This is a genomic window from Escherichia sp. KTE159, from assembly GCF_000408805.1.
Lineage (GTDB): Bacteria > Pseudomonadota > Gammaproteobacteria > Enterobacterales > Enterobacteriaceae > Escherichia > Escherichia marmotae.
The window spans coordinates 397,248-409,178 of the sequence record NZ_KE137292.1 but is presented as its reverse complement, the minus strand read 5'-3'; the positions used below and the strand labels follow the sequence as shown (position 1 = coordinate 409,178).

Below are 11,931 nucleotides of genomic sequence, written 5' to 3'. Positions count from 1 at the left end.
TAACGTCAGATTGTTGACAAAGGGCGTGTCGTTCATGCCGGATGCGGCGTGAACGACTTATCCGGCCTACAAAATCTTGCCAATTCAAATATATTGCAGAACCACGTAGGCCTGATAAGCGTAGCGCATCAAGCAGTTTTGCGTTTGTCATCAGTCTCTAATATGGGCGAAATGAAAACCACGCATACCTCCCTTCCCTTTGCCGGACATACGCTGCACATTGTTGAGTTCGATCCTGCAAGTTTTCACGAGCAGGATTTGTTCTGGCTGCCGCATTACGCACAACTGCAACATGCCGGACGTAAACGCAAAGCCGAACATTTAGCCGGACGGATTGCTGCTGTTCATGCGTTGCGGGGATATGGCTATAAATGTGTGCCCGCAATCGGTGAACATCGCCAACCACTTTGGCCTACGGGCTTATACGGCAGTATTAGTCACTGCGGGGCTACGGCTATAGCAATCGTCTCTCACCAACCGATTGGTGTGGATATCGAAGAAATTTTTTCTGCACACACAGCCAGAGAATTGACAGATAACATCATTACCCCCACTGAACGCGAGTTTATTACAGGCTGCAATTTACCTTTCCCTGTGGCACTTACACTGGCATTTTCAGCAAAAGAGAGTGCATTTAAGGCAAGCAAGATACAGACCGACGCAGGATTTCTAAATTATCAGGTGGTTAACTGGAATAAACAGCGAATCATTATTCGTTGGGAGGACGAGATGTTTGCTGTGCACTGGCAGATAAGAGGAAAACACATCATAACGCTGTGCCAACACGATTAATGGATAACTCTTGCTGTGGCTCGCCCGCAGCCATCACTGAGCGCGGGCGAAAGTGTAAAGCAGGTGCCCTACCATTCCTGACCTGACAACCGGATATGCAGGGATTTCTCCCCGCACAGCGGCGATTTCTTCGGTTCGTAAGCGAGAACAGCCTTAAACTCAATATTACGTTCCTTTACGGTGAACTCACACAGCGAGTCTCCGACCAGAAGCGTAAATCCCAGTACCGTCAAACACAGTACTATGACTGCCACAAGGGCATATTTCGTCAGCGTGTTTATATTGCCTCCATGCGAAGAAGGGACTAGCATCCAAATTGTTCAGGTTTGGGTAGGTAGCCCCAGGGTTGATAGAAATATCTCCTGGGCTTCATCTTTCCAGACCTCAGAGTAAACCTGAAACCGGAAAGCTTCAGGCACCCGCGGTTATCTTACCCTTCCTTAGCAAAATAACTGTTTATTTATACAGTAAATCCTGTTTCGGGCTTTCCACAATTCATCAGATCAACTGAAGCTGAGCCAGTTTTTCTGTACGCCCCAATCGTCAAAATTCTTCGCCACCAGCCAGCTCAGCCATAACTTGTCACATTGCAAAAGTAGCCAAATTGCTTCAGTAGCAATCGGTTCATCATCACCAAAAAAAGAAACATTCCAGAACTTCCGCGTCTCGCCCAGCCGCGCCCACTTCTATACTGAAACGAAAACGCCCACATAAGAGAAACCTATGTCATTACCCGATTTTCATATTTCTGAACCTTTTACCCTCGGTATTGAGCTGGAAATGCAGGTGGTTAATCCGCCGGGCTATGATCTTAGTCAGGACTCTTCAACGCTAATTGATGCGGTAAAAAGTGAGATTAGCGCCGGGGAAGTGAAGCACGATATCACCGAAAGTATGCTGGAACTGGCAACTGGTGTTTGCCGTGATATCAACCAGGCTGCCGGGCAATTTTCAGCGATGCAGAAAGTCGTTCTGCAAGCTGCGGCGGAGAATCATCTGGAAATTTGCGGTGGCGGTACGCACCCATTTCAGAAATGGCAGCGTCAGGAGGTGTGCGATAACGCACGCTATCAGCGGACGCTGGAACACTTTGGTTATCTCATTCAGCAGGCGACTGTTTTTGGTCAGCATGTTCACGTTGGCTGCGCCAGTGGCGATGACGCCATTTATTTGCTACACGGCTTATCGCGCTTTGTGCCGCACTTTATCGCCCTTTCTGCCGCGTCGCCGTATATGCAGGGAACAGATACCCATTTTGTCTCCTCACGGCCAAATATCTTTTCCGCCTTTCCCGATAATGGTCCGATGCCGTGGGTCAGTAACTGGCAGCAATTCGAAACCCTGTTTCGCTGCCTGAGCTACACCACGATGATCGACAGCATTAAAGATTTGCACTGGGATATTCGCCCCAGCCCTCATTTTGGCACAGTAGAAGTTCGGGTGATGGATACCCCGTTAACCCTTAGCCATGCGATAAATATGGCGGGATTGATTCAGTCCACCGCTCACTGGCTGCTGACGGAACGCCCTTTTAAGCATCAGGAAAAGGATTATCTGCTGTATAAGTTCAACCGTTTCCAGGCCTGCCGCTATGGTCTGGAAGGCGTTGTTACCGATCCACACACCGGCGATCGTCGGCCACTAACAGAAGACACCTTACGATTGCTGGAAAAAATCGCCCCTTCTGCGCATAAAATTGGTGCGTCGAGTGCGGTTGAGGCTCTGCATCGCCAGGTCGCCAGCGGTCTGAATGAAGCACAGTTGATGCGTGATTTCGTTGCCGATGGCGGCTCGCTGATTGGGCTGGTGAAAAAGCATTGTGAGATTTGGGCCGGAGACTAAGTCGGGAATTGCCTTACAGAAGAATATCCCTGACAATGGTGTTTTAACTTACATTTAACAATGTTATGAAACATCCTTTAGAAACCTTGACCGCCGCAGCAGGCATTTTGTTGATGGCTTTCCTCTCTTGCCTGCTGCTGCCCGCCCCCGCGCTGGGGCTGACGCTGGCACAGAAACTGATGGCCACGTTCCATCTGATGGATCTGAGTCAGCTTTACACTTTGTTATTTTGTCTGTGGTTTTTAGTGCTGGGCGCTATTGAATATTTTATTCTTAGATTTATCTGGCGACGCTGGTTCTCGCTGGCGGATTAAACATCGATTATCGCCGCGGTTCGCGGCATACTTTGCTTATTCTCCTTCGCCTTAAGGAAAGTTTATGGATAAGCAATCACTGCTTGAAACGGCGAAACGCCTGGCGCTTGAGCTGCCTTTCGTCGAGCTTTGCTGGCCGTTTGGCCCGGAGTTTGATGTTTTTAAAATTGGCGGCAAGATTTTTATGCTGTCGTCAGAACTGCGCGGCGTCCCCTTCATAAATCTGAAGTCCGATCCACAAAAATCCCTGTTAAATCAGCAGATATATCCGAACATTAAGCCTGGATATCACATGAATAAAAAGCACTGGATTTCGGTGTATCCCGGCAAGGAAATCTCCGAAGCGTTACTTCGCGATCTGATCAACGATTCATGGAATTTAGTGGTTGATGGCTTAGCCAAACGCGATCAAAAAAGACTGCGCCCAGGCTAAAACGTAAATCTATAGAGCATTTTTCTCGCTTACCATTTTACTTCGATCCTTGTAATCTGCTGGCACACAAATGTCTTTCACAAGGAGTCTTTATGGATATTATTTCTGTCGCCTTAAAGCGTCATTCCACTAAGGCATTCGATGCCAACAAAAAACTTACCCCAGAACAGGCGGAGCAGATCAAAACCCTGCTGCAATACAGCCCTTCCAGCACCAACTCCCAGCCGTGGCATTTTATCGTTGCCAGCACTGAAGAAGGCAAAGCGCGTGTCGCCAAATCCGCTGCCGATAATTACGTGTTCAACGAACGTAAAATACTTGATGCCTCGCACGTCGTGGTGTTCTGCGCGAAAACCGCAATGGACGATGCCTGGCTGAAGCTGGTTGTTGACCAGGAAGATGCTGATGGCCGCTTTGCCACGCCGGAAGCGAAAGCCGCGAACGATAAAGGCCGCAAATTCTTCGCGGATATGCACCGTAAAGATCTGCAAGATGATGCAGAGTGGATGGCAAAACAGGTATATCTCAACGTCGGTAATTTCCTGCTGGGCGTTGCGGCACTGGGTCTGGACGCGGTGCCAATCGAAGGTTTTGACGCCGCGATCCTCGATGAAGAATTTGGTCTGAAAGAGAAAGGCTACACCAGTCTGGTGATCGTTCCGGTGGGTCATCATAGCGTCGAAGATTTTAACGCTACCCTGCCGAAATCTCGTCTGCCACAAAGTATCACTTTAACCGAAGTGTAATTCTCCCTTGCCGGGCATCCGCCCGGCTATTTATCCTCAGATTTTACTTATTTGCATAACCCCCTTTCACCCGTCATCATAGGCCGCTGTTGTATAAAGGAGACGTTATGCAGGATTTAATATCCCAGGTTGAAGATTTAGCGGGTATTGAGATCGATCACACCACCTCAATGGTGATGATTTTCGGTATTATTTTTCTGACCGCCGTAATAGTGCATATTATTTTGCACTGGGTGGTACTGCGTACCTTCGAAAAACGCGCCATCGCCAGCTCACGGCTGTGGTTGCAAATCATTACCCAGAATAAACTCTTCCACCGTTTAGCTTTTACCCTGCAGGGGATTATCGTCAATATTCAGGCGGTATTCTGGCTGCAAAAAGGCACCGAAGCGGCTGATATCCTGACCACCTGTGCGCAGTTGTGGATCATGATGTATGCGCTGCTTTCAGTCTTCTCCCTGCTGGATGTTATTTTAAATCTGGCTCAGAAATTCCCGGCAGCAAAACAGTTGCCGTTAAAAGGGATATTTCAGGGGATCAAACTGATCGGCGCGATTCTGGTCGGCATATTAATGATCTCACTGCTGATTGGTCAGTCACCGGCAATTCTGATCAGTGGTCTTGGCGCGATGGCTGCCGTACTGATGTTGGTGTTTAAAGATCCGATTCTTGGTCTGGTTGCAGGGATTCAGCTTTCCGCGAACGATATGTTGAAACTGGGCGACTGGCTGGAGATGCCAAAATACGGCGCGGATGGCTCAGTGATCGATATCGGCTTAACTACCGTCAAAGTGCGTAACTGGGATAATACCATTACCACTATTCCCACCTGGTCGTTAGTATCCGACTCCTTTAAAAACTGGAGCGGGATGTCAGCCTCTGGCGGTCGACGTATTAAACGCAGTATCAGCATTGATGTCACCAGTATTCGTTTTCTTGATGAAACCGAAATGCAGCGGCTGAATAAAGCGCATTTGTTGAAACCCTATTTAACCAGCCGCCATCAGGAAATTAACGAGTGGAATCGCCAGCAAGGTTCTACGGAGTCAGTATTAAACCTGCGCCGAATGACCAATATTGGAACGTTTCGCGCCTATCTGAACGAATATCTACGCAATCATCCGCGGATTCGTAAAGATATGACCTTAATGGTGCGCCAGTTAGCTCCCGGCGATAATGGTTTACCGCTTGAGATCTATGCGTTTACTAATACTGTGGTGTGGCTGGAATATGAAAGCATTCAGGCTGATATATTCGACCACATATTTGCCATCGTCGAAGAGTTTGGTCTGCGACTTCATCAGTCACCAACCAGCAATGATATTCGCTCCCTGGCAGAAGCATTTAAGCAGTAATTAAAAAACCGCTCTCATCGAATGGATGAGAGCGGCTTCAAATTGTTGACATCATTTTGTCGGATGCGGCGTGAACGCCTTATCCGACCTACACTATTATTTCGCTTTCCGGCGCAGTGTTTTAAACGCCACAAACAGGAACACAATCCACACCGGCAGCAAAATTGCCGACAAGCGCATATCATCCATCGTGCACATCAACAGCAAAATCATGCCGAGGAAGGCAATGCAAAGATAGTTGCCAAACGGATAGAGCAGCGCCTTAAACTGTGTTTCACGCCCCTGACGTCGCATCGCTGCACGAAAACGCAAATGCGCCAGGCAGATCATAATCCAGTTCAACAGCAAGGTTGCCACCACCAGTGCCATCAGCAAACCAAACGCTTTTTGCGGCAACAGATAGTTGATCAACACCACCAGTGAGGTGATCGCCCCGGAAAGCATCAGCGAGTTGATCGGCACGCCGCGACGGCTAACACGGGTAAGGAACTTCGGTGCGTTACCCTGGACGGAAAGGCCAAACAGCATCCGGCTGTTAGAGTAAACCCCGCTGTTATACACTGACAGCGATGCCACCAGAATGACGAAGTTCAGCGCAGAAGCCACCACGTTGCTGTCGAGGTTATGGAAAATCATCACAAACGGGCTACTGTTAGATTTCACTTCCACCCACGGGTAGAGCGCCAGTAATACCACCAGCGAACCGATATAAAACAGCAAGATACGATAAACCACCTGATTTACCGCCTTCGGGATGCTTTTTTCCGGATCGCGCGCTTCAGCGGCTGTGATCCCAATCAGCTCCAGGCCGCCGAAGGAGAACATGATCACCGCCAGCGACAAAATCAGCCCGTTCCAGCCAGTGGCAAAGAAACCACCAAAGCGCCAGAGGTTATCGATACTGGCTTTCTCGCCACCGTGACCAGAAAACAGCAGCCACAGACCAAAACCGATCATGCCGATAATCGCCAGCACTTTAATCAGCGCAAACCAGAACTCGGTTTCGCCATACAAGCGCACGTTCACCAGGTTAACGGCGTTGATGATAATAAAGAAGGCGGCGGCCCAGACCCACGTAGGAACATCCGGGAACCAGTACTGCATATAGATGCCCGCAGCGGTCAGCTCTGCCATTCCCACCAGCACGAACATTACCCAATAGTTCCAGCCGGAAAGGAAGCCTGCAAACGGTCCCCAGTATTTATAAGCAAAGTGGGCAAACGAACCGGAAACCGGCTCCTCAACCACCATCTCGCCAAGCTGGCGCATAATCAGGAAAGCGATGATCCCGGCGACGCCGTAGCCCAGCAACACGGCCGGCCCCGCCATCTGAATCGCCGGGCCAATGCCAAGAAACAGACCAGTACCAATTGCACCGCCCAGCGCAATCAGTTGAATATGACGGTTATGTAATCCCCGATGAAGCGTCGGCTCTTGATTCGACGCGGTATCTTCCGATACGGTTGACGCGTTTTTCACGCCTTTCCCCTGTGTGTCTTTTTTAATGAGGGGCATCTTTTAACATTTAGTGCTGGTCGTCGCAAGACACAATCCACACAGTTAAACCGGGTATCCTTTTCTTATGCAAATTGCCGACAAAAAGTACTCTGTTATTGCCAAATAAGATGTTAACGCCTTATTTGGCCTACAGAAACGTGCAAATTCAATAAATTATAATTCACGCTGTAGGCCTGATAAGGCATAGCGCATCAGGCAATTTTGCCTAAACCCGATGACGGTGCAGCCACATCAACTTATACGCCGCCGGGATAATAAACAGCGACAGCAACGGTGCGGTGATCATACCGCCAATCATCGGCGCAGCGATGCGACTCATCACTTCGGAACCCGCCCCTGTTCCCCACAGAATCGGCAGCAGACCAGCGATAATCACCGCCACCGTCATCGCTTTCGGGCGCACGCGCAGTACCGCGCCGTGATACAACGCCTCATCCAGCTTCTGTTCACTAAAGGTTTGCGGATTATCCAGCGACGGCTCTGCCTCTATGGCGTGACGTAAATACATCAACATCACCACACCAAACTCGGCAGCGACTCCGGCGAGAGCGATAAAACCGGTGCCCGTTGCCACGGAAAGATGAAAGCCCATCCACCACAGGAACCAGATACCGCCCACCAGCGCAAACGGTACACTGCTGATAATCAACAACGCTTCGCCTACGCGACGGAACGCCAGATATAACAGCACGAAAATGATCATCAACGTCATCGGCACCATGAGTTTCAGCTTATGGTTCGCGCGCTCCAGTAACTCGAACTGCCCGGAGAACGCCACACTAGTGCCCGGTTTCAACTGCACTTTCTCGGCAATCGCTTTTTGCAGATCGTGAACCACCGACACCATGTCACGGTCGCGAGCGTCGATATAAATCCAGCTCGTCGGTCGCGCATTCTCGGTTTTCAGCATTGACGGTCCGCCAGAGACTTTGACGTCAGCAACGTCAGCAAGGGTGATTTGCTGTTTCATCGGCGTCAGAATCGGTAGCTGTCGCAGCGCCTGCGGGCTGTCGCGCCAGCTTTGTGGATAACGCAGATTAATCGGGTAACGAGCAATCCCTTCCACCGTTTCGCCAACCATCGCTCCGCCCACTGCGGATGTCACAAACAACTGCACATCCGCCACCGTCATACCGTAACGCGCGGCTTTTTCGCGGTTAATCTCAACGTTGATATAGCGCCCACCTTCCAGGCGTTCGGCAAGCGCAGAAGCCACGCCAGGCACCGTTCGCGCCACTTCTTCGATTTGTTCCGCCATCGCGTCGATATCCGCCAGCACGTTGCCGGAAACCTTAATCCCGATGGGACTTTTAATGCCGGTCGAGAGCATATCGATACGGTTACGGATTGGCGGCACCCACAGATTTGCCAGCCCCGGCAGCCGCACTGTGTTATCCAGCTCTTCGATGATTTTGTCCATCGTCATACCTGGCCGCCACTGATCCTGCGGCTTAAGTTGAATGGTCGTTTCTACCATCTCCAGCGGAGCAGAATCAGTTGCCGTTTCCGCTTTCCCGGTCTTGCCAAATACCCGCGCCACTTCCGGCACGCTCATGATCAGCTTGTCAGTTTTTTGCAGCATACTCGCCGCTTCCGCCGCGGAAATCCCCGGTAGCGTCGAAGGCATATACAGCAAGTCCCCTTCATTGATCTGCGGTAAAAATTCGCCGCCAACTTTATTGAGCGGCCAGATTACCGTCAGCACCGAAAGCGCCGCCACCAGCAGTGTGGTTTTTGGCCAGTGCAATACTTTCAGCAACAGCGGATGGTAAATCCGAATCAAAAAGCGGTTGAGCGGATTACTACTTTCTGGCGGAATTTTGCCACGGATCCAGTAACCCATCAGGATCGGGATCACCACGATCGCCAGCAGCGCAGCCCCCGCCATCGCATAGGTTTTAGTGAACGCCAGTGGACCAAACAAACGCCCTTCCTGTCCTTCAAGGGTGAAGATCGGGATAAACGACAACGTAATAATCAGCAAGCTGATAAACAGCGCTGGCCCTACTTCAACAGAAGCATCGGTGATCACCTGCCAGCGTGTTTTATTATCCAGCGGGGCGTCAGGATGCTGATGCTGCCACTCTTCCAACCGTTTATGGGCATTCTCGATCATGACGATAGCGGCATCGACCATCGCCCCGACGGCAATCGCAATACCGCCCAGCGACATAATATTGGCGTTCAGCCCCTGAAAGTGCATGACAATAAAAGCAATACACAACCCCAGCGGCAACGAAATAATCGCCACCAGCGCCGAGCGCACATGCCAGAGGAACAGCGCACAGACTACCGCCACCACAATAAACTCTTCCAGCAGCTTGCCGCTGAGATTGTCGATAGCGCGGTCAATAAGCTGGCTGCGATCGTATGTTGTAACTATCTCCACGCCTTCCGGCAGGCTGCTTTTCAGCGTTTCCAGTTTGTCCTTCACGGCGGCAATAACTTCACGGGCGTTTTTGCCGGAGCGCAGGATAACGACCCCACCCGCCACTTCGCCTTCGCCGTTCAGCTCCGCAATACCCCGGCGCATTTCCGGCCCAACCTGAACCTTCGCTACATCACGCAGATAAACGGGAACACCATTTTCACTGGCTTTTAAAACGATGTGATTAAAGTCGTCGAGCGTTTGCAGATAGCCACTGGCACGTACCATATACTCTGCTTCCGCCAGTTCAATCGACGAACCGCCTGCTTCCTGGTTTGAGGCATCCAGCGCACTTTTCACTTCTGCGAGACTGATGCCATATTGCGCCAGGCGCTGAGGATCGATAACTACCTGATACTCTTTTACCACACCGCCCACCGATGCCACTTCCGCAACATTGGGGATGGTTTTTAGCTCATATTTAAGAAACCAGTCCTGCAATGAGCGTAAATCAGCCAGATCGTGCTTCCCGCTGCGATCCACCAGCGCGTATTCATAAATCCAGCCAACGCCCGTGGCATCTGGCCCCAACTCGGCACTGACACCCGCAGGCAGCTTACCCTGCACCTGGTTGAGGTACTCCAGCACCCGCGAGCGCGCCCAGTACGGATCGGTGCCATCTTCGAAAATGACATACACATAAGAGTCGCCAAACTGCGAGAAACCGCGCACTGTCTTCGCGCCCGGCACCGACAGCATGGTAGTGGTTAGCGGATAAGTGACCTGATTTTCAACGATTTGTGGTGCCTGACCGGGGTAACTGGTTTTAATAATCACCTGCACATCGGAGAGATCCGGCAGTGCATCCACTGGCGTGTTAATAATGGTCCAAGTGCCCCAGATACTCAGAAACAATGCGCCCATCAGCACCAGAAAACGGTTCGCCACCGAGCGACGAATAATCCATTCAATCATTGGTTATTCCCTCAATGCGCATGGGTAGCGCTTTCAGAGCGCATCCGCTCCAGCGCACCAGAAATATTGGCTTCGGAATCAATCAGAAACAGCCCGCTGGAAACCACCTTTTCACCTTCCGCCAGACCAGAGCGTAGCGCGGTGATACCTTGTGATGCCTGGAAAACGGAAACGCGTTTCGGAACAAAACGCCCGTCGGCATCAACGGTAATCACCCGCTGTTCGCTGCCGGTGTCGATCAGCGCCTGTGACGGAATCAGCAGCATCGGTTCGCTGGCGGTATTGAGTTGCAACCAGGCGTTCATTCCCGGTTTTAGCGCCTCTTCGGCGTTGTCGACTTCCAGACGCAGTTGCAGCGTGCGGGTCGCGGCATCCACGCCGGGTAGCAGCGTCCATTTGCGAATGGTGAGCGTTTTATCGGGTCGCGCCGGAACGGTGAGCGTAAACTGCGAGGCATCTTTCACCAGCCAGGCGATGGACTCCGGGATCGCGGCAGTGACCCACACCGGGTTCATACCCTGAATTTTCGCTACCACGTTATCTTTGGCGATATTCATTCCCGCGCGCAGATCAAACGCGGTGATCACGCCATCAATGGGCGCTTTGAGCGTAAAGCGAGTCTGGATTTTTTGCGTGGCGATCAAGCGGCGAATATCGGCCTCCGGCATTCCCGCCAGTCGCAGCCGCTCAAGAATGCCTTCGATCTGGGTCGCCGTACCGCCGGTTTCACGTAGCAGTAAATACTCACTCTGCGCTTCCACCCAGTCGGGAATAGTCAGCTCGAGAAGCGGCGCGCCCTTTTTCACTTTATCGCCCACGGTAAGCGGATAAACCTTGTCGATAAACCCGGCGGCGCGGGCCTGCACAATAGCAAACTGATACTCGTTGTAACTGACGTTTGCCGGGAAACTCTGGGCAAACGTCAACGACCCGCGCGTGACGGTGGCCGTTTTCACCCCCAGATTCTGCGTCTGGGTCGGGTCAATACGCACACCAGACGCAGAATTCTCTTCATCGGCATATTTCGGCACCAGATCCATATCCATAAACGGCGATTTACCCGGTTTATCGAACCGCGTATTGGGATACATCGGGTCATACCAGAATAAAATTTTACGTTCTGCGGTTGGTGTTTTTTCTGCTGGCTGTTCCGCCTGGGAAAACCAGGTAAAACCTGCCGCGGAAATAATACCGCCCGCGATCATGCTGCCGATAATAAGCGCGATTTTTTTCATTTCATTAAACCTGGGTTACTGGCTGACTTTAATATCCTGTAATAAAGAAAGGTTGCCCTGCTGGACAAAATTAAACGCCACTTTGTCACCGGTTTTAATTTCGCTCATTTTCGTCTGCGGGGTGATGGTAAAACGCATGGTCATCTCCGGCCAGTTCACGGCAGCAATCGGATCGTGATGGATAGTGATTTTTTTGCTTTCCAGATCAACACCTTTTACCACACCGGTGGCGCTAATTACCTGCGGTTGTGCTTCGCTCATCGTTTCATGATGATGTTCGTTAGCCTGCGCATTAAAGCCAATAACGGTAAACAGACTGAACATTGCGACTTGCAGTGTCTTTTTCATTTTAT

Annotated in this window: 10 protein-coding genes and 2 pseudogenes; 7 read left to right on the top strand and 5 right to left on the bottom strand. The window is 51.0% G+C overall.

The window, feature by feature from the left end; all coding sequences use genetic code 11:
• The first annotated feature begins 171 nt into the window (after positions 1 to 171).
• On the top strand, positions 172 to 792 hold the full coding sequence (entD, locus tag A31E_RS19425) for an enterobactin synthase subunit EntD (protein WP_077688177.1): 621 nt from the start codon (positions 172 to 174) through the stop codon (positions 790 to 792).
• 125 nt (positions 793 to 917) lie between these two features.
• Here the strand turns inward: entD and A31E_RS23510 are convergent.
• Positions 918 to 1,103, bottom strand: a pseudogene (locus tag A31E_RS23510) (Hok/Gef family protein); the annotation flags it as partial.
• On the opposite strand from A31E_RS23510, the pseudogene A31E_RS26570 reads away from it, so the two are divergent.
• The 6 genes and pseudogenes from A31E_RS26570 (at position 1,036) to ybdG (ending at position 5,482) form a co-directional block, all read left to right on the top strand.
• Positions 1,036 to 1,303 (top strand): annotated as a pseudogene (locus tag A31E_RS26570) (hypothetical protein). The pseudogenes A31E_RS23510 and A31E_RS26570 sit on opposite strands and share 68 nt — an antisense overlap.
• Before the next feature lie 212 nt (positions 1,304 to 1,515).
• Entirely contained in the window at positions 1,516 to 2,634 is a 1,119-nt protein-coding gene (locus A31E_RS19430; RefSeq protein WP_016248447.1) for a YbdK family carboxylate-amine ligase, read from the top strand.
• Between the two features lie 65 nt (positions 2,635 to 2,699).
• Positions 2,700 to 2,948 (top strand): DUF1158 domain-containing protein, encoded by a 249-nt coding sequence (locus tag A31E_RS19435; RefSeq protein WP_000682506.1) that lies wholly within the window; start codon positions 2,700 to 2,702, stop codon positions 2,946 to 2,948.
• A 64-nt stretch (positions 2,949 to 3,012) separates the two neighbouring features.
• Entirely contained in the window at positions 3,013 to 3,381 is a 369-nt protein-coding gene (locus tag A31E_RS19440) for an MmcQ/YjbR family DNA-binding protein (protein ID WP_000360970.1), read from the top strand.
• A gap of 92 nt (positions 3,382 to 3,473) precedes the next feature.
• A complete protein-coding gene (gene nfsB, locus A31E_RS19445) occupies positions 3,474 to 4,127 on the top strand; it encodes an oxygen-insensitive NAD(P)H nitroreductase (protein ID WP_001515940.1) in 654 nt (217 codons plus the stop codon).
• Positions 4,128 to 4,234: 107 nt separating this feature from the next.
• The gene (gene ybdG / locus A31E_RS19450) at positions 4,235 to 5,482 is read left to right on the top strand and encodes a mechanosensitive ion channel YbdG (protein WP_001153127.1); all 1,248 of its coding nucleotides are present in this window, start codon (positions 4,235 to 4,237) and stop codon (positions 5,480 to 5,482) included.
• A 96-nt stretch (positions 5,483 to 5,578) separates the two neighbouring features.
• Here ybdG and pheP read toward each other — a convergent pair whose 3' ends face one another.
• From pheP to cusF, 4 genes are all read right to left on the bottom strand, one after another.
• Complete coding sequence (gene pheP, locus A31E_RS19455; RefSeq protein WP_000786335.1) at positions 5,579 to 6,961, bottom strand: phenylalanine transporter; 1,383 nt, start codon at positions 6,959 to 6,961, stop codon at positions 5,579 to 5,581.
• Positions 6,962 to 7,205: 244 nt separating this feature from the next.
• Positions 7,206 to 10,343, bottom strand: coding sequence for a Cu(+)/Ag(+) efflux RND transporter permease subunit CusA (gene cusA / locus A31E_RS19460; RefSeq protein WP_016248446.1), 3,138 nt, complete (start codon positions 10,341 to 10,343; stop codon positions 7,206 to 7,208).
• Positions 10,344 to 10,354: 11 nt separating this feature from the next.
• Positions 10,355 to 11,578 carry a Cu(+)/Ag(+) efflux RND transporter periplasmic adaptor subunit CusB gene (gene cusB / locus A31E_RS19465; RefSeq protein ID WP_016248445.1) on the bottom strand — a complete coding sequence of 408 codons (1,224 nt, stop codon included), beginning with the start codon at positions 11,576 to 11,578 and terminating at the stop codon, positions 10,355 to 10,357.
• A 15-nt stretch (positions 11,579 to 11,593) separates the two neighbouring features.
• Complete coding sequence (gene cusF / locus A31E_RS19470; protein WP_000753226.1) at positions 11,594 to 11,926, bottom strand: Cu(+)/Ag(+) efflux RND transporter periplasmic metallochaperone CusF; 333 nt, start codon at positions 11,924 to 11,926, stop codon at positions 11,594 to 11,596.
• Between the last annotated feature and the right edge of the window lie 5 nt (positions 11,927 to 11,931).